Raw genomic sequence first — 20,881 nt, 5'->3', positions numbered from 1 at the left:
GGGGTCACATCCGTTCCGGCGCCGAAACGCCAAGCAGTTCCAGTCCGTTGGCCAGCACCTGGCTGGTGGCGTCGTTGAGCCACAGCCGCGTGCGGTTGACGCCGGTGATGGGCTCATCGCCCTGCGGCGCCACCCGGCAGGCGTCGTACCAGCGGTGGTAGGCCCCGGCGATGACTTCCAGGTGGCGGGCCACGCGGTGCGGTTCCCGCAGCTCGGCGGCCTTGGCCACGATGGACGGGTAGCTGCCCAGGTAGGACAGCAGTTCATTCTCGGTGGGGTGGTCCAGGAGTGCTGCGTCGAACACGTCTTTCCCATCGACACGGCGTTCCACTCCGGCCGCCACGGCATTGCGCGCCGTGCCGCGGGAGCGTGCATGTGCGTACTGGACGTAGAACACCGGGTTCTCGTTGCTGTGCTTCTTGAGGAGCTCGGGATCCAGGGTGAGCGGGGAATCCGCGGGGAACCGTGCCAGCGAGTATCGGACGGCGTCCTTGCCAAGCCAGGAGATGAGGTCCTTGAGCTCGATGATGTTGCCGGCCCGCTTGGACAGCTTGGCACCGTTCACCGACACGAGCTGGCCGATCAGCACCTCGATGTTGGCCTCGGGATCGTCGCCGGCGGCGGCGGCGATCGCCTTCAGCCGGTGGATGTAGCCGTGGTGGTCCGCTCCCAGCAGGTAGATCTTCTGGTCGAAGCCGCGGTCCTTCTTGGAGAGGTAGTAGGCGGCGTCCGCGGCGAAGTACGTCGGTTCGCCGTTCGCGCGGATCATCACGCGGTCCTTGTCGTCACCGAAGTCCGTGGTCCGCAGCCAGACGGCACCGCCGTCGTCGAACACGTGGCCCTGTTCGCGAAGGCGCGCCACGGCACTTTCGATGGCGCCGGCGTCGTGCAGTTCCTGCTCGGAGAAGTAGACGTCGAAGACAACACCGAACTCGGCGAGGGTGTCCTTGATGTCCTTCATCTGCGCCTTGTACGCTGCGCTCCGGATGACCGGCAGCGCCGCCACGTCGGTCAGCTCGCGGATGCCCGGGTGTTCCGTCAGGACGTGGTGGCCCAGGTCGGAAATGTACTGGCCCGGGTAGCCGCCCTCCGGTACCCCGCGGCCGTGCAGCCGGGACAGCACCGAATGGGCGAAGACGTTCATCTGGGATCCGGCGTCGTTGATGTAGTACTCGGCGGTGACTTTCGCGCCGGAGGCCCGGAGCACGCGGGCGATGGAGTCGCCCAGCGCCGCCCAGCGGGTGTGGCCGATGTGCAGCGGGCCGGTGGGGTTGGCCGAGACGAATTCCATGTTGACCACGTGGCCGGCGAGCGCCGAGTTTGTGCCGTACTCCCGGCCGGCTTCGACGATGGCCTTGGCCAGCGCCCCCGCTGCGGCGGCGTCGACGGTGATGTTCAGGAAGCCGGGCCCGGCGATGTCCACTGCCGACACGCCGTCGATGGTCTTGAGCCGCGCGCTGAGGATTGTGGCGAACTCCCGCGGGTTGGTGCCCGCCTGCTTGGCCAGCTGGAGGGCAATGTTGGTGGCCCAGTCACCATGGTCCCGGTTCTTAGGCCGCTCCACCCGAACCTCGTCCGGTACGGCTGATGCGGAAAGAGCGATTTCACTGGCGGCGACGGCGTCTTTCAGGCAAGCGGATATGGCGAGGGAGAGTTCTTCGGGAGTCACACTTCTAGCCTACCGGTGGCCCGCGATAGCGGCGGAATCGGGGAATGACATGACGCTGTGAAGGCGCACAAAAATCAGAAGCCTCACAGTTTTGAAACGGGTTTCGTCACAGCATGAACCGTTACGCTGATTCCAACGTTGTCCATCCTGTAACCGCCTGACTGAGCCCGGCCACTCCGGTGCCGCGACTTCGCCAACACTCATCCATACGCAACTACACGAAACGAGTCCCTGCATGAGCTTCCCGGTACGCAAGAGCGTTTTCGTCGGCCTCGCCGGCATGTCCCTGATCGGAACCGTAGCGGCCTGCGCGCCGTCCGCCCAGGCACCCGCTGCCCAGTCCACCGCCGCCTCCACCGGCTCGGCAACCGGCAGTGCCCCCATGGCCAGTACCGGCGCGTCGACGGCGGCCGCTTCCGGCTACAAGGACGGCACCTACAGCGCCGACGGAAACTATGTCTCCCCCAACGGCACCGAAACCGTGGGCGTCGAGCTGACACTTTCCGGCGGCACGGTGTCCGACGTCAACATCACTCAGCACCCCTCCAACCCCAACACGCGCAAGTTCCAGGGTGAGTTCGCCGGCGGAATCAAGGCCCAGATCGTAGGCAAGAACCTGGATGAGCTGAACGTCTCCAAAGTTGCCGGCTCGTCGCTGACCAGCGGCGGCTTCAACGAGGCCGTGCAGAAGATCAAGGCCGAAGCCCAATAACGCGGCGCCTTATCAGCTGTTCACCGCGTCAAAAGGAGATCACGTGCCGCAACCCGGCTGGGCAGTCTTTAGTTTCGAGGGAATCGGGACCAGCTGGGAGATTTCCACGCCGGGCCCCCTGGACACCGGCCAGCGCCGCCGGCTCCTGGACGTGGTGGAGAATTACGACGCCGCGTGGTCCCGTTTCAGGACGGACTCCCTCGTGGCACAGGCGGCAAGGGAAGCTGGACGCTACGAGATGCCGGACGGTGCAGGCGAGCTGGGCCGCCTGTACCGGAGCCTGTACCGGCTGAGTGCCGGTGCCATGACTCCGCTGATCGGTGGCAGCCTGGAACAGCTGGGCTACGACGCTGACTACTCGCTCCGGTCCCGCGGAACCCCGGTGCCCGCCCCGCAGTGGGACGACGTGCTGGACTGGCAGGACTCCGTGTTGACCACCACGGCCCCCGTGGTGCTGGACGTCGGAGCCGCAGGCAAGGGGCAGCTGGCCGATCTGCTTGCGGCGGAGCTCCGGTCCCTGGGCATCAGTGAACACTTCATTGACGCCAGCGGCGACCTCCTCAATTCCGGACCCGTTCCGGTGGCCGTGGGCCTGGAGCATCCGTACGATCCCGGCCGGGCCATCGGCACCATCAGCCTGGGCGCCGGCGCACTGTGTGCCTCGGCAGCAAACCGCCGGGCCTGGGGCGACGGGCTGCACCACGTGCTGGACGGCATCACGGGGACGCCGGTGCGGACTGTCGTTGCCACCTGGGCGCTGGCGGCGAATGCCATGACGGCCGATGCACTTGCCACGGCGTTGTTCTTCGTTTCCGGCAAGGTGCTTGAGCAGGATTTTGAGTTTTCCTGGCTTACGGTTTTCTCGGACGGAAGTGCCGCCTACTCAGCAGGTTTCGAAGGAGTGCTGTTCGAATGAGTTCCATGATCCAGCGGCTGGACACGTCCTTGAACCGCCTGACCATGTACCGCCTGATCCTGTGGGTTCTTGCCGTACTGGCCGCGTACAGCCTGCTGCTCAACGTCCTGGGCTGGCTGACGTTCGGCATCCCCGAGATGCTGGCCCATCTGGCGCTCTGCCTGGGACTGACCTATGCCTCGAACCGCGGCCTGGCAGCGCTGTTCCACGTCCGACCGCATTCCGAATCATCGCTCATCACCGGACTGCTGCTGTATTTCCTCTTCTGGCCCAGTTTCAAGGCCCTGGACGTCGCGGGCGTAGCGCTGGCCTGCGTCCTGGCTTCGGCCTCGAAATACGCCCTGGCCTGGCGCGGCCGGCACATCTTCAATCCGGCTGCCGCAGGGGCCTTCACGGCAGGTCTGACGGGACTGAACATCGCCACGTGGTGGGCGGCAACTCCCGCGATGCTCTTCCTCCTCGTTCCCGGCATCCTGCTGGTGCTCTACCGCACCAGGAAGATCCTCATGGGTGCCGTCTTCACGGCCGTATCCGTGTCCATTGTGGCCACCGAACTGCTCCAGGCCGGGATGTCTCTGGGCGGAGCACTCTGGCAGCCCCTCGCGCAGCGCCCGGTGCTGTTTTTCGTGGGCTTCATGCTGACCGAACCGCTGACCCTTCCGCCGCGGCGCTGGCAGCAGCTGGCGCTCGCCGCCGTCGTCGGTGTGGTGTTCGCGGTGCCCTACAACCTGGGATTCGTGGCAAACTCGCCCGAACTGGCGCTGCTCGTGGGAAACCTGATTGCCTTCCTGGCCGGACAGCGCGGCGGTATCCGGCTGAACTTCCAGGAATCGCGGCCCCTGACGCCGACGACAACGGAATTCAGCTTCCGGCCGGAACGCGCCGTCCGGTTCGCGCCGGGGCAGTACATGGAACTGCACCTGCCCCACGCCAGGTCCGACGGGAAAGGCCGGCGGCGCGTCTTCAGCCTGACCAGCGCCCCGGATGCCCGGGACGTGACGATCGGTGTGGGAACCGCCGAGCCGGTGTCCGCCGCCAAGCGGGCCCTTCTCGCGCTTCGGCCCGGAGACTCCGTGACGGCTACCGCTGTGGGCGGCGACTTCGTCCTCCCCCGCAGACCGGCCGGTCCCGTCCTGCTGGTTGCGGCCGGCATCGGCATTACGCCGTACCTTGCCCAGCTCGCCGCAGGTTCCGCGAAGGACCGCGACGTCGTCCTGCTGTACCTGGCGAAGTCGGCCTCGGAACTCGCCTACGCGGATGCGCTTGAGCAATCCGGTGCCCGGGTCATTGCGCGTCTCTCCGACGGCTCCGCGCCGCCGTCGTTCATGGAAGACGCGTGCAAAGTCTCCCGGCCGCCGGCACGGCTCGACGGCGCGGCGCTCAAGGAACTCGTTCCGGACATTACCGCGCGCGACGTGTTCGTTTCCGGCTCGCCTGCCAGCGTCCGCTCGCTGCGGGCCGCCGCCCGCAGCGCCGGTGCCCGGCGCATCCACACCGACTCGTTCGCAGGCTACTGACCCCCGATTTTCCATTCGAGGCCACCTTCCTGCTAAGCTCTAGGACGTCCCGCCGGCAACGGCAGGAAACCCTGACTGCCCTCGTAGCTCAGGGGATAGAGCGTCTGCCTCCGGAGCAGAAGGTCGTAGGTTCGAATCCTATCGAGGGCACAGACAAACCCCGCCAGCCCAGCTGGCGGGGTTTCCTGCTTAAGGGCGGCCCGCCCTTAAGGCGTGTCCCGCGGCAATGTCGGCACCCCCTCGTAGGCTGGTTCAAACGCCGACGAGCAAAGGGGAAATTCATGTACTGCTCCATCATCCCGCCCTACCTGCTGCGTCGACTTGCGGCCCGGGACGAACCACGCCTCTCCGCAGTTGCGCGCGCAGCCAAGGAAGCGCTGCTCCATGTCAGGTCCATCCAGGCCACCCGCGCACTGCCGTTGCCGGCCGTCCCCTCCGGAATACGGCAGCTCACTCCCGGTCCGCCCAGCCGCACGGTCTACGACACAAAGGGCTCTGAGTCCCTGCCCGGCCAAGTGGTCCGCAAGGAGGGGGAGCCCGCCACGGGAGACCCCTCAGCCGACGAGGCCTATGACGGCCTGGGGCACACCCACCGGCTATATGCCGAGGCTTTCGGCCGGAACTCGATCGACGGCCAGGGACTTCCGCTCGATGCCACGGTGCACTTCGGCAACCTGTACGACAACGCGTTCTGGGACGGAAGCCAGATGGTTTTCGGCGACGGCGACGGCGAAATCTTCCAGCGCTTCACCCGGTCCCTGAGCGTCATCGGGCACGAGCTGGCCCACGGCGTGACGCAGCACTCCGCCGGGCTCGTCTACCGGAACCAGGCGGGCGCCCTCAACGAATCGCTGTCTGACGTGTTCGGCGCACTCGTGGAGCAGTACGTCGGCCAGCAGCCGGCCTCGGCCGCCAGCTGGCTCATCGGCGAGGGCCTGTTCACCGATCAGGTGGAAGGTGCGGCCCTGCGGTCGCTGAAGGCTCCCGGTACCGCGTACGACGACGACGTGCTGGGCAAGGATCCCCAGCCGGACTCGATGGATTCCTACGTGCGGACCAGCGCGGACAACGGCGGCGTGCACATCAACTCAGGCATCCCCAACCGCGCGTTCTACCTGGTGGCATCAGCGCTCGGCGGCAATGCCTGGGAAACGCCGGGCCGGATCTGGTACGACACACTCACCGGCGGATCCCTGCCGGCCAACGCGACTTTCACGAAATTCGCTAAAGCGACCGCCGCATCTGCAAAGGAACTGTTCGGCGATGAATCTCCGGAACATGACGCCGTCCGGAAGGCGTGGGAAACTGTGAAGGTAAAGCTGTAACTGAATCGCCGCCGGAGCGGTCAGCCGGCGGCCAGCAGTAGCGGAAGCACAGGAACCAGGCCATGAAGATCACTGTCCAGCGCAGCGGCGGGATTGCGGCGATCAAGCGGGTGTGGAGCGTCCAGGCCACCACGCCGACGGACAGGAGCCGTTGGGAACCGCTCGTTGAGGCCTGCCCGTGGGACGCCGTCCCGCGCCCGGCTGAGGCCGGGGGCCAGCCGGACAGGTTCATGTATTCGATCAGGGCAGGCCAGCACCGCGCCACTCTCCCGGAGCAGGCAGTCACCGGCCCGTGGCGGGTCCTCGTGGACAACACCCGGGCGGCGGCCGAAGCCGCCCGGAACGGCGGACGCCGCTCCGGGTAGGTCGCGAACCAGACCGCGATCTCCGGCTAGACCGCCGGCTCCAGGTGCCCGCGGAATGCACGCCGGTAGGATTGCGGGCTCGTGTCGAGCACTTTGCCGAAATGGTGCCGCAGCAGCACGGAGTGGCCGAACCCGGACTCGCGGGCAATCTCGTCGATGTTCAGCTCCGTGGATTCGAGAAGCTCCTGTGCCCGCAAAACGCGCTGCGAGTTCAGCCAGGCCGCGGGAGTGGCCCCCGTTTCGGACCGGAAGCGCCGCGCGAACGTCCGCGGCGACATATGGACCCGGGCCGCCAGTTCATTCACCGTGTGCTCATGTTCGAGGTTCCGGACCATCCACTGCAGCAGCTCTTCCATGGGCTGCGAACCGCAGGCAGGAATAGGACGGTCGATGAACTGCGCCTGCCCGCCGTCGCGGTGGGGCGGGACCACCATGTCACGGGCAATGCTCGCCGCCACGTTGGCTCCGAGCTCCACCCTCACCAGGTGAAGGCAGGCATCGATGCCGGCCGCGGTGCCTGCACTGCTGATGATCCGGCCGTCCTGGACGTACAGGACGTTTTCATCCACGAGCGCCGCCGGGTATCGGCTGGCCAGCACTTGCGAATAGTGCCAGTGCGTCGTGCATCGACGACCGTCCAACAGGCCGGCACGCGCCAGGGCAAAGGCGCCGGAACAGATGGACATCACCCAGGCGCCGCGGTCGTGCGCGGCCCGCAGCGCGTCCAAGACCGATTCGGGGACGTCCTCGTCGTGGCCGTAGGGTGCCATGATGACGAGGTCCGCATCGGCGGCCGCCTCCAGCCCCAGGTCCACGTGCAGGGACAGCCCGGACTTGAGCCGGATATCGCCCGGTTCCGGCGTGCAGACGCGGAAATCGAAGGCCGGCACACCGGTTCCCCGGGCCGACCTGTCAATGCCGAACACCTCGAACGCGGTCCCGAACTCGAAGATTGAAAAGTTGGGAACAACAATCACTGCCACTGAATTGAGCATGCTTCCATTGTGGCAGAAATTAGAGCTTTTTGGGCATTTCTGCCACTGTTTTGTCACCGGGAACGGGAGAAACATAGAGGCATGGAAACCATCGCAGTCGCACTCATCGTCCTGTTGCTCCTCGTCCTGTCGGCCACCGTCGCCGCACTCCTCAAAGACGGACGGGGCCATACGCCCCCCGAACGTTCGGAGAAGGACTGGTCCGCCCTGGACCTCCCGAGCGTCAGCTACACCATAAGGAACTACTGACATCGCCATCCCGGCCGGCTGCCATTCGGCAAACCCGGCCAACGGCCCGACACCTTCATCCCATAACAGCCGCCTGCGCCCCTATCCGGACAGCTCCAGTCCGCATAGGGGCGTACATTCGTTCCTATGATCCAGACGTCCGCCCGCCTGCTCCAGTTGCTGAGCCTGCTGCAGGTCCGCCGCGAATGGACGGGACCGGCCCTGGCGGAACGCATGAAGGTGACGGAACGGACCGTCCGTCGCGATATCGGCAAGCTCCGAAGCCTGGGGTATCCCATCCAGGCTTCCCCCGGCGTGGCCGGCGGCTACCAGCTGGGATCGGGGGCCCAGCTTCCGCCGCTCCTGCTTGACGACAACGAGGCCCTGGCTGTGGCCCTGGGCCTCAGCTCGGTGGCGGCAGGCCCGGTTGCGGGGATCGGCGAGGCCTCCGTGCGGGCCTTGGCCAAACTCGAACAGGTGCTGCCGTCCCGGCTCCGCACCCGGTTCTCCACGCTGCGAAACGCGGTGACCACACTGGCCAGCGACGCCGCGCCCGTTGATCCGCTATTTCTAACGGCAGTGTCGACGGCTATCGCCGAGCGCCGCCAGGTGAGCTTCGACTACACGAAGGCCGACGGCGGCGCGGGCCGCCGCCTGGTGGAACCGTACCGCCTCGTGGACACGGGGCGCCGCTGGTATCTGGTCGCCTGGGACTGCGACCGGGCGGACTGGCGCACGTTCCGGGCTGACCGCATCGCCTCCATGCCCGCGGAACGGAAGAAGTACGTGCCGCGTCCACTGCCCGCACCGGACCTGGCAGCCTACGTGCAACGCTCGGTAACGCGGTCCCCGTACAGGTACGAGGTAGTGGTGCGGCTGCACGCGCCGCTGCACGACGTGGCAGCCCTGGTCGGTCCGCATGTGGCCACCCTGACGGCCGAAGGGCCGGACCGGACCATCCTGCATGCGGGCTGGGACCGGCTCGATGCCCCCGCCGCGCACCTGGCAGGGCTGGACATGGACTTCGAGATCCTCGCCCCGGCGGAGTTCGCGGAGCATGTCGGCAGGCTGGCCGAACGGCTCCGCAATGCGGCGGGCGGCGGCAGCCCGGCGTCGGGCAGTGTCACTGCTGGAGGTCCGGGCGGCACGCCGGACAGCAACCCGCACGTCAAAAGGGACCCGGCTCAACCGTGAGCCGGGTCCCTTCCGTCGATACTGAGTCCACTAACCGACAGCAACGTCGGAGGGATGCACCGCCAACGGCGTGATATCGATCGTCATATACGGGAACAGCGGCAGCCCCCAAAGAACTTCATGCAGCCGCTCGTTGCCGGAGACATCGAAGATACTGATGTTGGCGTACTCCCCCACGCAGCGCCAGATGCTCTGCCACTCACCTTTCCGCTGCAGCTCCTGCGAATATGCTTTCTCATTGGCGAGCAGCTCTGCCTTTGCCTTCCCGTCCATGTCCTGCGGGATGCTGACGTCCATGCGCACTGCAAAAAGCACTGGAAGAATCCTTACTCTCGGTGTTTGGTTCTCGGTGTTGACGGGATGAGGTGGAGCGTTTCCGGCCCTCCTCAGGCGCGCTGGGCGTCCAGCACGAAGTCGTACGTGACCTCGTTCCCTGCCCCATCGGGGCGTGCCGCCGGGCTCAGGACCAGTTCGGGCTTGACGGCCGAGGCGATGTCGTCGGACAGATGCTGGTCACCGTCGAAGTACAGCTGCGCAGTCAGCAGCTGGTAACCCGGGGCGGAGACTTTCAGGTGGAGGTGCGCCGGCCGCCAGGCGTGCCAGCCTGCCGCGGCGATCAGCTTGCCGCAGGCGCCGTCGGTGGGAATCTGGTACGGCGCCGGCTGCACAGTGTTCAGCGCGAAGTTACCGGCGGCGTCCGCCACCACAGTACCGCGCAGGTTCCATTCGGGCAGGCCAGGGGCGAACTGCGAGTAGAACCCATTGTCATCCGCGTGCCAGATTTCCACGTGGGCGCCGGACAGCGGGCTCCCGTCGACGGCGCGGACCTGGCCCTGGAACAGCAGCGGCGTGCCGCCCTCGTCGTCCCGCATCGGCAGCGTGGCCGGCGTTTCGAGCTGCGGCGACCCCGGCACGTAGTAGGGACCTTCGATGGTGCCCTTGTTGCCTTCACGGTCCTCCGTGGAGACTTCCTCGACAACGTGCTCCACCCAGACGTCGAGGAACAGCGGCCACTCGCCGTCCTCGCCCACCCCGATCAGCCATGATTTGAGGGCGTTGAACTCGTCGTACGTCACTTTGTGCTTGCGGATCGTTTCGTAGACCGCGCCGAGGACCTCGTTGGCCAGCAGCGACACGCGTTCCTTGGGGACCGCGAGCGCAGTCGTCTTGCCGCTGTCACGGAAGCGCTCGGTCGCAGCGTTGCCGGACTCGGCGGCCTTGGCATCGAATTCGGTCAGCTGGGTTGTCATCGTTGACTCTCTTTCTGCAGCCGGCGCCCGCCTCAGTGCAGGCGCCGTGGGGTTTAGTGCTGTGGAGCTTAAGTTTCAGCGGCGGGTGTCCAGGTCGAGCCGGTACTTGGCCAGCTTCTCGGGGTCGATGTCGATCCCGATTCCCGGGACCTGGCGTGCAGCAAGCCGTCCGTCCACGATCTCGAGGGGTTCCGCCAGCAGGTCATCACTCATGTCCAGGAAGTTCGACAGTTCCCCCGCCCGACGGGTGGTGGATTTGAAGGCGGCGCCGAAGGTGACCGTGCACAAGGTGCCGAGCTGCCCGTCGATCTGGTTGCCCATCACCACTTCGACGCCCAGGCCGTCGCACTGGAACAGCACGCGCTGGGAGTGTGAGAACCCGGTGCGTGCCGTTTTGATGCTGACGGCATTGGCGGCGCCGCTGAGCAGTTCGCGGGTCACATCGCCGGGGTTTGTGGCGCTCTCATCTGCCACGAACGGGACAGGGCAGTGGTCCACCAGCCACTTGCGTCCCAGGATGTCGTCCGCCGGGCACAGCTCCTCGGCGAGCGTCAGGTCAAGGTCCGCCATGGCATTGAGGGCGCGCAGGGATTCCGACGGCGTCCAGCCCCGGTTGCCGTCGATGTACAGTTCGATGCCCCCGCCAAGCTCCTCGCGAAGGGCGCGGCAGACGTCGACGTCCAGGCCGAAGGGCCGGCGGCCCACTTTCACCTTGAACGTGGTGATCCCGTAGGTGTCCCGCATGCGCTCCGCTTCGGCCACCATCCTGGCCGGTTCCGCGAAGCCGAGCATGTGGCTCACGCGCATGCCGTCGGAGAAACCGCCAAGGAGGGCTGTGACAGGCTGCCCCAGCGTCTTTCCGATGACGTCCCAGACGGCCATGTCCACAGCCGACTTGGCGGTCGGATTGCCCACCGTTCTATCCATGGCTGCGTGCATCGACTCGCGGTCCAGGACGGACATTCCCACAAGCTGGGGTGCGAACAGGGTTTGAATCGCCGCCACGATGGATTCCTGGGTTTCACCGTAAGTGAAGGGCCGCGCAGGCGCCTCGGCAACTCCGACGATCCCGTCGTCGCTGCGGACGCGGACCAGTACATGCGACGCCGTGTGCACCTCGCCGCTGGCGAACCGCAGGGGTTTTAGGTAGGGGATGGCGAATGGAATCGCCTCGATGGAAATGATCTTCACGGAAGTCCTCCGGAGTAGCTTGGGTCGAGGAAAATGTTGTTGTCCTCCAGAGTGGCGAGGAACGCTGCCACCAGGGGTGAGTCTCCGGTGCGGCACCACGCCAGAGCCAGCTCGACGTCCGCCGCGCCGGTCACTGCCCGGTACTGAACGCCGGCCAGTGCGATGCCACGGACCGATTCAGGGAGGACTGCGATGCCGAGCCCGGCCGCAACGAGGGACAGCTGAGTGGACGTTTTGGCGGATTCGTGGGCAACCCGGGGGTAGAAGTCCGCGGCCCGGCAGGCGCTTACCACGGCGTCACGGACGACTGACCGGGAGCCCGCCGGGTACATGATGAAGTCCTCCCCCCGGAGTTCGCCGATGGTCAGGCGCTCCGCGGCAGCCAGGCGGTGGCCGTCCGGGAGGGCGACCACAAACGTTTCGCGCGCTATGGGCCGCAGCGCCAGCGCCGGGTCCCTGACAGGCGGCCGGAGGACGCCGACGTCGAGTTCGCCGGCAGCCAGGGCCAGTTCAATGGCAGGGGTCAGCATCTCGGTGTGGATGTCCAGCACTACATCCGGAAGCTGCTCCTTGACGAGCCGCGCCAGCGCCGGAAGCTGTGTGTAGGATGCGGTCCCTGTAAGTCCGATGCGCAGCGTTCCTCCCTTTCCGTCCGCGAAGCGCCGGGCACGACGGGCCGCTTCCTCAACTGTGCTGAGGATTCGCCGAGCATCGGTAAGGAATGCCTCGCCCGCCGGCGTCAGGTTCACGCTTCTGGTGGTCCGGGCCAGGAGCTCCGCTCCGAGCTCGGCCTCCAACTGTCGTATCTGCTGGGACAGCGGGGGCTGCGCCATCTGCAGGCGCTCGGCAGCCTGGCCGAAGTGGCGGGTCTCCGCCACGGCGATGAAGTAGCGCAGGTGACGCAGTTCCATTTTCCGGCGTGCCCCTTCCCTGTGTGCTGTGCCACGTTGATGGTTGTTGGTTCAACAGCCTAAGCGTGAATTTAGTATTCAACAAATATCCAATTAGCAGACTTTCAGACGTATGAAGTCTCAATGAGCTCCTAGGCGACCCTAGGCAAATGCCTAGTGTGACGGGCGCCACCCGCTGGCAGAGTTGGCTGCATTCAGTTCGACCGACCGATCGTTCGGCGTTCCGCACGGGCACCGCAGCCCGGCACCCGGGCAACGCTGCCCGATACCGATAGGAGCCAACATGACAGAGACGCTGGCGGGCATCCGCGCCCACCTTGACCAAGCCCTTGTGGAGGATCACGAGAACGGCATCTACCGCGCCAAGCGGAGCATCTTCACGGACGAAGACCTCTTTGAACTGGAAATGAAGCACATTTTCGAGGGCAACTGGGTGTATCTGGCCCACGACAGCCAGATCCCCAACGTGGGCGACTACTTCACCACCTACATTGGCCGCCAGCCGATCATCATCTCGCGCGACAAGCAGGGCGGACTGAACGCCCTCATCAACGCCTGCAGCCACCGTGGTGCCATGTTGTGCCGGCGCAAGACAGACAACCGCACCACCTTCACCTGCCCCTTCCACGGCTGGACGTTCAACAACACGGGCAAGCTGCTCAAGGTCAAGGATCCCCGCGACGCCGGCTACCCGGAGCAGTTCAACAAGGACGGGTCGCACGACCTCACGAAGGTGGCCAGGTTCGAAAGCTACCGTGGATTCCTTTTCGGCAGCATCAACCCGGATGTGAAGCCGCTGGAAGAACACCTCGGTGAATCCACCAAGATCATGGACATGATCGTGGACCAGTCCCCCGAGGGCCTGGAAGTACTCCGGGGCGCCTCCAGCTACACCTATGACGGCAACTGGAAGCTTCAGGCGGAGAACGGCGCCGACGGCTATCACGTCTCCGCCACGCACTGGAACTACGCCGCCACAACTGCCCGCCGCACCACTGGCGAGTCGGCCAACGAAACGAAGAACATGGATGCCGGCGGCTGGGCCAAGCAAAAGGGCGGCTACTACTCCTTCGACCACGGCCACCTGCTGCTGTGGACCGAATGGCTTGACCCGAGCAACCGGCCGCTGTTCGACCGCCGCGATGAACTCGTCGAAAAGTACGGCGAGGCCAAGGCGGACTGGATGATCAACATCTCCCGCAACCTCTGCCTGTACCCGAATGTGTACCTGATGGACCAGTTCGGCTCGCAGATCCGGCATTTCCGCCCGATCTCCGTCGACAAGACCGAGGTGACCATCTACTGCATCGCGCCCAAGGGCGAGAGCGCGGACGCCCGCGCCAACCGCATCCGCCAGTACGAGGACTTCTTCAACGCCTCGGGCATGGCCACCCCGGACGACCTCGAGGAGTTCCGCTCCTGCCAGAAGACCTATCTGGCCACTGCAGCCCCCTGGAACGACCTCAGCCGCGGCATGACCCACCAGATCCCCGGTCCGGACGCCAATGCGGCCAAGATCGGGCTCAAACCGGTTTCCAGCGGCGCCCGAACCGAGGACGAAGGCCTGTACCCGATCCAGCACGGGTACTGGGTGGACACCATGCGCAAGGCGGTCGACGTCGAATCAGCAACAAGCAACTAGCCCGGACCACAGCAGGAGCACCTCATGACACAGACCATCGACACCGCCGCCGTGAGCCTGGACCGGAACACCGGGTCCGGCCCGGCAACCCTGGAAGAAATCCGGTCCTTCCTCTACCGAGAAGCGCGGTTCCTGGATGACAGGGAGTTTGACCGCTGGCTGGACTGCTACCACCCGGAAGCCGAGTTCTGGATGCCGGCCTGGGCCGACGACGACCAGCTCACCAGCGACCCCCAGCGTGAAATTTCACTGATCTACTACGCCAACCGGGGCGGACTCGAGGACCGGGTGTTCCGCATCAAGACGGACCGCTCCAGCGCAACCAGCCTGCCGGAACCACGCACGGGCCACAACATCACCAACGTGGAGATCATCGGGTGGCGCGGCAGCGAAGTTGACGTCCGCTTCAACTGGCACACGCTCTACTACCGCTACCAGACCATCGATCCTTACTTCGGAACGTCGTTCTACACGGTCGACTACTCCGGCACGCAGCCTGTCATCACCAAAAAGAAGGTCGTCCTGAAGAACGACTACATCCACCACGTCGTGGACATCTACCACATCTAAACTTCCGAACCACTGGAATCGAGCCCTTCATGAGTTACCAGATTGCCCTCAGCTTCGAGGACGGCGTCACCCGCTTTGTCACTGCAAATCCCAACGAAACAGTGGCCGACGCCGCCTACAAATCACGCATCAACATCCCCTTCGACTGCCGCGACGGCGCCTGCGGCACCTGCAAGGCCTTCTGCGAGTCAGGAAAGTACGACGGCGGCGACTACATCGACGAGGCCCTCACCGAGGACGAGGCCGAGAAGGGCTTCTGCCTCCCCTGCCAGATGGTCCCGGAGACCGACCTCGTCCTGCAGATAGCCGGGACGTCCGAGATGGCCAAGGTGGGCGCAACCACTTTCGAGGCAACCGTCAAGGAACTGACCTGGTTCGCGGACAACACCGCCGCCGTCACCCTGGAGTTGGAAAACCGCGGGGACCTGAACTTCCTGCCCGGCCAGTACATGAATTTCGCGATTCCCGGCACCGAGGCCGTGAGATCCTACTCGTTCAGCAGCGGCCCCGCGGACGACGAGCTGCGGTTCCTCATCCGCACCGCCCCCGACGGGGCCATGACCACCTACCTTAAGGAGCGTGCCGCCGTCGGCGACGCACTCCCCCTGACCGGCCCCATGGGCAGCTTCTTCCTCCGGGATATCAAGCGTCCCGTCCTGATGCTGGCCGGCGGCACCGGCATCGCACCGCTGCTGTCCATGCTGGAAAAGATCGCCACGGGACTTGAAGAAGCGCCGGCCCACCCGGTGCACCTGGCCTATGGCGTGACCTTCGATAAGGACCTCGTGGAGCTGGACAAACTCCAGCATTACGCAGACACCATCAGCAACTTCACCTTAAGCTACTGCGTGGCCGACCCTGAAAGCGCGGCCCCGCACAAGGGCTACGTGACCCAATACATCACCCCCGGACAACTGAACGACGGCGACGTGGACGTGTACCTGTGCGGCCCGCCGGCGATGGTGGATGCCGTGCGCAAGTACTGGGACGCCCAGGGCATCACCCCGACCAACTTCTACTACGAACGCTTCGCAGTCGGAAGCACCGCGGCGGCACCGGCACTGGCAGGGGCCTCCGCTTGAACCCGGTCAGCCCCGGAGCCGGCGGTATGCAAACCGGCACGGCCCGGGTCATCAGCCCGGGCCGCTTCGCCGGGAAAGTCGTAGTGGTCACGGGCGCAGCCCAGGGCATCGGCCACGCCGTGGCCTCGCGGGTTGCCGCCGAAGGCGCCCACACCATCCTCGTGGACCGCGCCGAACTCGTCCGGGAAGCGGCCACTGCCCTTGCCGCCGATCATTATGCCGACGGAGGGACCGCCGTCGGCATAACTGCCGACCTGGAAAGCTACGAAGGCGCGAGCGGCGCCATCACTGAAGCACTGCAGCTCCACGGCCGCATCGACGTCCTGATCAACAATGTTGGCGGAACGATCTGGGCGAAGCCGTTCGAGCACTACGAACCGGACGAGATCACCAAGGAAATCCAGCGGTCCCTCTTCCCCACCCTCTGGACCTGCCGTGCAGTCCTTCCGCACCTGATCGGGCAGCAGTCCGGCGTGATCGTCAACGTCGCCTCCGTTGCAACCCGCGGGGTGAACCGGGTCCCGTACGCCGCCGCCAAGGGCGGGGTGAAAGCCATCACCGCAGCCCTGGCGCTGGAAGCCGCGCCGCACGGAATCCGCGTCGTCGCCACAGCCCCCGGCGGCACAGAAGCACCACCGCGGAAAGTGGCACGCGGCCCCCACCCACAAGACGAGACGGAGAAGGCCTGGTACCAGCAGATCGTGGACCAGACCATCGACTCGTCGCTCATGAAACGCTACGGAACCCTCGACGAGCAGGCCGGACCGATCGTTTTCCTGGCCTCCGACGAAGCCTCCTACATCACCGGCAGCGTCCTCGCCGTGGCGGGCGGCGACCTCGGCTGATCCCGGCGCCCGCTGACCAACCAACTGTGCCAGCGGGCACCAACCATTTGCAGGACCCCCACCGGCCGCAACGACGCGGCCCCGGCCAATGGAGCCCTCCATGAACGCTCTGCCCGCTTCAACGGACGCCTCGCCGACTGAGGCCACAGCCCCGCAGTCATCTTCACCCGACGCGACCCGCGCCAAAACAGTCCGCTGGGTGATGGCCATCGCGGCCGCCGCCCTGCTCTTCGACGGTTACGACCTCGTGGTCTACGGAACCGTTGTCCCGTCGCTACTGCGCGACCCCAGCCAGATTGGTGCCCTGGATCCGGCCCAGGCCGGCGCGCTGGGCAGTTATGCCCTGATGGGCGTCATGGTGGGCGCGCTCGCCGCCGGCGCGGTGGGCGACTTCCTGGGCCGCCGGAAACTGATGCTGATCAACATTGTCTGGTTCTCCCTCGGCATGGCTTTCACGGCCCTGGCCACCAGCGTGCCGGCGTTCGGCATCTTGCGGTTCCTGACAGGAATCGGTGTAGGCGCCCTGGTTGCTACCGCCGGCGCGGTGGTGGCCGAGTTCGCGCCCGCCGGCAAGCGCAACTTCTACAACGCAATCGTCTATTCGGGCGTGCCGGCAGGAGGCCTGCTCGCTTCCCTGCTTGCCATCGTCCTGAACGGCATCACGGACTGGCGCGGCCTCTTCCTGATCGGAGCGCTCCCCCTGGTCATCCTGTTTCCGCTGGCCCTCCTGAAGCTGCCGGAGTCGCCCCGCTGGCTGCTGGCCCGCGGCCGCCCAGAACAGGCCCGACTCCTCTCGGTGAAAACCGGTATTCCGCTCGAAGACAGCACGTCCGACGGCGGTCCGGTCGCCGCGCGGTCCCGCCCCACCGTGGAGCCCCCCGCAGCGGTGCGCAAGGACGGACGATCCCTCGCGGGCTTCGCGGCGCTCGCCTCCGGCAGCTACCGCAGGCCCACCGTCCTGCTCGGGCTCATGAGTTTTTGCGGGCTGCTGCTCACCTACGGCCTGAACACCTGGCTTCCCGAGATCATGGGGCAGCACGGCTACGGCAAGACCTACTCACTGACATTCCTGCTCGCCCTTAACGCGGGCGCCGTAGTCGGTGGCCTCGTGGCATCACGTGCCGCGGACCGCTTTGGACCCAAGGCCATCGTGTCCACCACGTTCGTTATCGCCGCTGTCTCCCTGGTGCTGCTGACCCTGAGCTTCCCTCTGCCAGTGCTGCTGGGCTCCGTTGCCTTCGCCGGCGTGGGCAGCCTGGGAACCCAGGTCCTTGTCTACGGCTTTGTGTCCAACTACTACCCCACCCCGGCCCGCACGGCCGGTGTTGCCTGGTGTGCCGGCTTCGGCCGGCTGGGCGGCATCGTCGGTCCGCTGGTGGGCGGCTTCCTGATCAGTGCCCACGCACCCAGCAATGTCGCTTTCCTGGTTTTTGCCGGCGTCGCCCTGGCCGGCGGTCTTGTCACCGTCTTTGTCCGCCTGCACCGGGCCGCATCCCCGGCGGAGCCGTCACCCGGGATCGTGACGACAGCAGCCTGACCGGGTCCGCTACTGTTGGAACCCATGCCTGACAATGAAGCCGGACTTTTTCGCGGCGGACGCACCGCGCAGGCCCGGCAACTGCTGGGCCTGTTGCGGTCCGCCCGCTCGGGAGAGCCGTCCCTTGCTGTCATCAGAGGCAGCCAGGGCATGGGCAAAACCGCGCTGCTGGAGGCGTTCCTTCACGACGATGCCGTAGCGCGACAGGACACCACTGTGCTCAGGGCTGCCGGCGCGGCGTGGGAGCAACACGTGGAATTCGGCGTGGTGCAGCAGCTCCTCGCGAAGGCTCCCGACGGCGGCGGGGAACCGGACCCGGCCAACAACCCCGCGCAGGCCGGCTCCGGTCACGCGAACCCCGTGCAGCAGCATGGGGACGCCCTCCTCTCCGCCATAAACCGGGTGACGGGCTCGGGCCGGACGTTGATCCTGTGCCTCAGCGACATCCAGCTCGCCGATACTGCGTCGCTGCAGGCGCTGCTCCATGCCCTCCGCCGTTCAGGGCGGCTCCCCCTCATGACTGTCCTGTCCGTCGACCCGGGACCCGTCCATCCGGCCGCGCCGGATCACCACAACGCGAGTGAATGCCCGGAAAAGGCAGATCCCGGCGTCGCGGGGCTGCTCCGATACCCCGGCGCGGCCACCATCCCGCTGGGTCCGCTGACGCCGGATGAAGTGCGGAGCATGTGGCGCGGAACCGCAGCTTCGGAGCTCAGCCTCCCCTCCGCCCGCGCGCTGGTGGAGCACACCGGCGGCCGGCCGTTCCTCATCCGGGCCCTGCTGGAACAGTTTCCCGCCGCCGTCTGGTCTGCGAGCCTGGAGACGTTGCCGGCACCCTCCGGATGTGTTTCGTTCATCGCGGCCACCCTCCGCCGAATGTCCGCCGAGGGGGCGGCACTGACCGAGGCGGCTGCGGTGCTGGGCCTTCGGACACACCTTGCCACCGCCGCAGAACTGGCCGGCACCAAAGACGCCGTCGCTGCGGTGGACGCCGCGCACGCCGCCGGCCTGCTGCGCGTTAGCACCACCGGCGCGGAGACCCGGCTGGAATTTCCGCTGCCCGTTTACCGTGCCGCCGTCTACCAGTATCTCGGCCCCGCGAGGCGTGCGGCGTTGCATGCTGCAGCTGCCGGCATCATGACCACACCCGTCCAGCGGCTGAAGCACCGGGCGGCGGCAGCCCTGCTGCCTGACTCCGGTCTGGCCGCCGAGCTTGAGGCCTCCGCTGAGGGCTTCGCCTCGACGGGGGCATGGCATCCAGCCGCCGAAGCCTATGTCCAGGCAGCACGCCTGAATCCGCAGCCTGAAGACCGCGAAACCCTGCTGGTCAAGGCGGTGGACGCCATGGTGGGGGCGGGCGAGCTCCCCCGGGCAGTAGCGGCCCTCGACGCCTTGGAATCCTTCGCCCCCAGTCCGGGGAGCGACGCCGTCCGCGGCCACCTCGCCATTCTTCGGGGCCGCCCGGCGCAGGCGGACGCATTCCTCCACAAGGCGTGGACCGCCGTCGACCCGGTGACGGATCCCGGGACAGCAGCTGGAATCTGCCAGCGCCAGGTGCTCCACGCCCTGGCCCGGCTCAACGGCAGGGACCTCGTGACGTGGGCGGAGCGCGCAAAGCGGCTTGCACCGCCGGGCAGCCCGGCAGCCGTGGAGGCGCAGGCCATCGAGGGGCTTGGCCTGGGTTTCATGGGCCGCTATGACGAGGCCGGACAGAGTTACCGGGATGCGGACCGCCAGCCGGAGCACGGTGCCCAGCACCAGCGCCTCGAGATGGGAAAGGGCTGGCTGCATCTGGCCATGGACCAGGTAGAAGTAGCCAGGGCGGAGCTTGCCGGAGCGGTCCCCACAGAGTTCGCCCACGGCTCCGAACGCATCTCGCTGTGGGCCCAGGCATGGTTGGCCCGGGCCGATTTCGCCGTAGGCGCCTGGGACGATGCGCTCCGGACGGTCCAGGCGGCGGTGGTCTCGCAGGAAGAGTCAGGCATTGAACTGCTTCGGCCGCTGCTTCACTGGACGGGCGCCCAGATCCATGCCCTCCGCGGAAACTGGGACGCTGCGGCCGGTCATCTGGAGCAGGGTGCTGCGGCGAGCGACAGCTATCCCGCCATGCTGCTGCCTTATTGCCTGGCCCAGGCCCAGGTGGCGGAAACCAGGGCGGATTACGACGGCGTCATCCGCGCCCTGGCGCCCGTGCTGCGGATGCAGCGCACCACGGGCATCGATGAACCGGGGTTCTGGCCCTGGCAGGACCACTACGCCAACGCCTTGGTGATGTCCGGCCGTGTGGAGGAGGCGGACGCCTTCCTGATTCCCCACGAACAGCTGGCGGAGCGGCGCGGCCACCGGTCCACCCAGGCACGCCTTGCTTACGTCAGGGGTCGGATCTTCGCCGCCTCAGGAGACCTGGATGCCGCCCGGACCAGCTTCCTCGGCGGCCTCGCCCGGCTGGAAGGCCTCCCCCTGCCGTTTGCCCGTGCGCGGGTGAAATTCGCTTATGGCCAGTCGTTCCGGCGCGCGGGCAAACGTCGTGAGGCCGCGGCCGTCCTGACCGAAGCGCGGGACCTCTTTGCAGTGCTCGGCGCCGGCGCCTATGTAGAGCGCTGCTCCCGCGAAATGCGGGCCACCGGAGTCAGCCCGGATGACCATGCGGGCAGCGGCTCCGGCCGGGTGGCTCCGGGCCCGGCAGCCGGGCAGCCCGACCTGACCGAACAGGAGAAGGCCGTCGCCGCCCTCGTCGCATCCGGCCTGAGCAACAAGGAAGCCGCGGCTGAGCTGTACGTGTCCGTGAAGACCGTCCAATACCACCTCACGCGGATCTACTCCAAGCTCGGCGTAACGTCGCGTTCGGGCCTGGCAGCTGTCTACCCCGGCCGGCCTGCTGCTGCACCCGGCGGATCGTAAAGCCGGCGCCGGGCCGCAGTAGACTGTTTCC

Annotated in this window: 19 protein-coding genes and 1 tRNA gene; 14 read left to right on the top strand and 6 right to left on the bottom strand. The window is 66.5% G+C overall.

Annotation, left to right across the window (positions count from 1 at the left end; genetic code table 11):
* Nucleotides 1-4: 4 nt before the first annotated feature.
* Nucleotides 5-1,669, bottom strand: coding sequence for an arginine--tRNA ligase (gene argS, locus J2S97_RS02475; RefSeq protein WP_307046235.1), 1,665 nt, complete (start codon nt 1,667-1,669; stop codon nt 5-7).
* Between the two features lie 235 nt (nt 1,670-1,904).
* Between argS and J2S97_RS02470 the strand changes: the two genes are divergently transcribed.
* The 6 genes from J2S97_RS02470 (at nt 1,905) to J2S97_RS02445 (ending at nt 6,504) form a co-directional block, all read left to right on the top strand.
* On the top strand, nt 1,905-2,381 hold the full coding sequence (locus J2S97_RS02470) for an FMN-binding protein (RefSeq protein ID WP_307046233.1): 477 nt from the start codon (nt 1,905-1,907) through the stop codon (nt 2,379-2,381).
* Nucleotides 2,382-2,424: 43 nt separating this feature from the next.
* Complete coding sequence (locus tag J2S97_RS02465) at nt 2,425-3,297, top strand: FAD:protein FMN transferase (protein WP_307046231.1); 873 nt, start codon at nt 2,425-2,427, stop codon at nt 3,295-3,297.
* Between the two features lie 5 nt (nt 3,298-3,302).
* Nucleotides 3,303-4,814, top strand: coding sequence for a ferredoxin--NADP reductase (locus J2S97_RS02460; protein WP_307046548.1), 1,512 nt, complete (start codon nt 3,303-3,305; stop codon nt 4,812-4,814).
* A gap of 77 nt (nt 4,815-4,891) precedes the next feature.
* Nucleotides 4,892-4,964, top strand: a tRNA-Arg gene (locus tag J2S97_RS02455).
* A 131-nt stretch (nt 4,965-5,095) separates the two neighbouring features.
* Entirely contained in the window at nt 5,096-6,139 is a 1,044-nt protein-coding gene (locus J2S97_RS02450; protein ID WP_307046229.1) for a M4 family metallopeptidase, read from the top strand.
* A gap of 62 nt (nt 6,140-6,201) precedes the next feature.
* On the top strand, nt 6,202-6,504 hold the full coding sequence (locus J2S97_RS02445) for a protealysin inhibitor emfourin (RefSeq protein ID WP_307046227.1): 303 nt from the start codon (nt 6,202-6,204) through the stop codon (nt 6,502-6,504).
* 26 nt (nt 6,505-6,530) lie between these two features.
* Here J2S97_RS02445 and J2S97_RS02440 read toward each other — a convergent pair whose 3' ends face one another.
* Nucleotides 6,531-7,499 carry a GlxA family transcriptional regulator gene (locus J2S97_RS02440; RefSeq protein WP_307046225.1) on the bottom strand — a complete coding sequence of 323 codons (969 nt, stop codon included), beginning with the start codon at nt 7,497-7,499 and terminating at the stop codon, nt 6,531-6,533.
* 81 nt (nt 7,500-7,580) lie between these two features.
* On the opposite strand from J2S97_RS02440, the gene J2S97_RS02435 reads away from it, so the two are divergent.
* The gene (locus J2S97_RS02435) at nt 7,581-7,748 is read left to right on the top strand and encodes a hypothetical protein (RefSeq protein WP_307046222.1); all 168 of its coding nucleotides are present in this window, start codon (nt 7,581-7,583) and stop codon (nt 7,746-7,748) included.
* A 126-nt stretch (nt 7,749-7,874) separates the two neighbouring features.
* The gene (locus J2S97_RS02430) at nt 7,875-8,921 is read left to right on the top strand and encodes a helix-turn-helix transcriptional regulator (protein WP_307046221.1); all 1,047 of its coding nucleotides are present in this window, start codon (nt 7,875-7,877) and stop codon (nt 8,919-8,921) included.
* Nucleotides 8,922-8,951: 30 nt separating this feature from the next.
* Here J2S97_RS02430 and catC read toward each other — a convergent pair whose 3' ends face one another.
* From catC to J2S97_RS02410, 4 genes are all read right to left on the bottom strand, one after another.
* Complete coding sequence (catC, locus tag J2S97_RS02425; RefSeq protein ID WP_307046219.1) at nt 8,952-9,236, bottom strand: muconolactone Delta-isomerase; 285 nt, start codon at nt 9,234-9,236, stop codon at nt 8,952-8,954.
* Nucleotides 9,237-9,307: 71 nt separating this feature from the next.
* Entirely contained in the window at nt 9,308-10,171 is an 864-nt protein-coding gene (gene catA / locus J2S97_RS02420; RefSeq protein WP_307046217.1) for a catechol 1,2-dioxygenase, read from the bottom strand.
* A 75-nt stretch (nt 10,172-10,246) separates the two neighbouring features.
* Nucleotides 10,247-11,362, bottom strand: coding sequence for a mandelate racemase/muconate lactonizing enzyme family protein (locus J2S97_RS02415; RefSeq protein WP_307046215.1), 1,116 nt, complete (start codon nt 11,360-11,362; stop codon nt 10,247-10,249).
* Complete coding sequence (locus J2S97_RS02410) at nt 11,359-12,273, bottom strand: LysR family transcriptional regulator (protein ID WP_307046213.1); 915 nt, start codon at nt 12,271-12,273, stop codon at nt 11,359-11,361. The genes J2S97_RS02415 and J2S97_RS02410 overlap by 4 nt, the downstream gene beginning before the upstream one ends.
* A gap of 283 nt (nt 12,274-12,556) precedes the next feature.
* Here J2S97_RS02410 and benA point away from each other — a divergent pair, with 283 nt between their 5' ends.
* The 6 genes from benA to J2S97_RS02380 all read left to right on the top strand — a co-directional run bounded on the left by benA (nt 12,557) and on the right by J2S97_RS02380 (nt 20,850).
* Nucleotides 12,557-13,915 carry a benzoate 1,2-dioxygenase large subunit gene (benA, locus tag J2S97_RS02405; RefSeq protein ID WP_307046211.1) on the top strand — a complete coding sequence of 453 codons (1,359 nt, stop codon included), beginning with the start codon at nt 12,557-12,559 and terminating at the stop codon, nt 13,913-13,915.
* Nucleotides 13,916-13,939: 24 nt separating this feature from the next.
* Nucleotides 13,940-14,485, top strand: coding sequence for a benzoate 1,2-dioxygenase small subunit (benB, locus tag J2S97_RS02400; RefSeq protein WP_307046210.1), 546 nt, complete (start codon nt 13,940-13,942; stop codon nt 14,483-14,485).
* 29 nt (nt 14,486-14,514) lie between these two features.
* Nucleotides 14,515-15,567, top strand: coding sequence for a benzoate 1,2-dioxygenase electron transfer component BenC (gene benC / locus J2S97_RS02395; protein WP_307046208.1), 1,053 nt, complete (start codon nt 14,515-14,517; stop codon nt 15,565-15,567).
* A 26-nt stretch (nt 15,568-15,593) separates the two neighbouring features.
* Nucleotides 15,594-16,412 (top strand): 1,6-dihydroxycyclohexa-2,4-diene-1-carboxylate dehydrogenase, encoded by an 819-nt coding sequence (locus J2S97_RS02390; protein ID WP_307046206.1) that lies wholly within the window; start codon nt 15,594-15,596, stop codon nt 16,410-16,412.
* Between the two features lie 100 nt (nt 16,413-16,512).
* A complete protein-coding gene (locus J2S97_RS02385) occupies nt 16,513-17,949 on the top strand; it encodes an MFS transporter (RefSeq protein WP_307046204.1) in 1,437 nt (478 codons plus the stop codon).
* Nucleotides 17,950-17,973: 24 nt separating this feature from the next.
* The gene (locus tag J2S97_RS02380) at nt 17,974-20,850 is read left to right on the top strand and encodes a helix-turn-helix transcriptional regulator (protein WP_307046203.1); all 2,877 of its coding nucleotides are present in this window, start codon (nt 17,974-17,976) and stop codon (nt 20,848-20,850) included.
* The last annotated feature ends 31 nt before the right edge of the window (nt 20,851-20,881 follow it).

This window comes from Arthrobacter oryzae (assembly GCF_030812315.1).
In the GTDB taxonomy this organism is placed as follows: domain Bacteria; phylum Actinomycetota; class Actinomycetes; order Actinomycetales; family Micrococcaceae; genus Arthrobacter; species Arthrobacter oryzae_B.
Note: the sequence above shows the minus strand (reverse complement) of the source record. Positions and strands in the feature narration are given on the sequence as shown.

Excerpts from the sequence above, each read along its gene's own strand:
- J2S97_RS02385 (WP_307046204.1), top strand. The coding sequence starts at position 16,513 with ATGAACGCTCTGCCCGCTTCAACGGACGCCTCGCCGACTGAGGCCACA.
- J2S97_RS02430 (WP_307046221.1), top strand. The coding sequence starts at position 7,875 with ATGATCCAGACGTCCGCCCGCCTGCTCCAGTTGCTGAGCCTGCTGCAG.
- J2S97_RS02380 (WP_307046203.1), top strand. The coding sequence starts at position 17,974 with ATGCCTGACAATGAAGCCGGACTTTTTCGCGGCGGACGCACCGCGCAG.
- J2S97_RS02445 (WP_307046227.1), top strand. The coding sequence starts at position 6,202 with ATGAAGATCACTGTCCAGCGCAGCGGCGGGATTGCGGCGATCAAGCGG.
- benA (WP_307046211.1), top strand. The coding sequence starts at position 12,557 with ATGACAGAGACGCTGGCGGGCATCCGCGCCCACCTTGACCAAGCCCTT.
- J2S97_RS02390 (WP_307046206.1), top strand. The coding sequence starts at position 15,594 with ATGCAAACCGGCACGGCCCGGGTCATCAGCCCGGGCCGCTTCGCCGGG.
- J2S97_RS02450 (WP_307046229.1), top strand. The coding sequence starts at position 5,096 with ATGTACTGCTCCATCATCCCGCCCTACCTGCTGCGTCGACTTGCGGCC.
- J2S97_RS02410 (WP_307046213.1), bottom strand. The coding sequence starts at position 12,273 with ATGGAACTGCGTCACCTGCGCTACTTCATCGCCGTGGCGGAGACCCGC.
- J2S97_RS02460 (WP_307046548.1), top strand. The coding sequence starts at position 3,303 with ATGATCCAGCGGCTGGACACGTCCTTGAACCGCCTGACCATGTACCGC.
- J2S97_RS02435 (WP_307046222.1), top strand. The coding sequence starts at position 7,581 with ATGGAAACCATCGCAGTCGCACTCATCGTCCTGTTGCTCCTCGTCCTG.
- benB (WP_307046210.1), top strand. The coding sequence starts at position 13,940 with ATGACACAGACCATCGACACCGCCGCCGTGAGCCTGGACCGGAACACC.
- catA (WP_307046217.1), bottom strand. The coding sequence starts at position 10,171 with ATGACAACCCAGCTGACCGAATTCGATGCCAAGGCCGCCGAGTCCGGC.
- J2S97_RS02470 (WP_307046233.1), top strand. The coding sequence starts at position 1,905 with ATGAGCTTCCCGGTACGCAAGAGCGTTTTCGTCGGCCTCGCCGGCATG.
- benC (WP_307046208.1), top strand. The coding sequence starts at position 14,515 with ATGAGTTACCAGATTGCCCTCAGCTTCGAGGACGGCGTCACCCGCTTT.
- J2S97_RS02440 (WP_307046225.1), bottom strand. The coding sequence starts at position 7,499 with ATGCTCAATTCAGTGGCAGTGATTGTTGTTCCCAACTTTTCAATCTTC.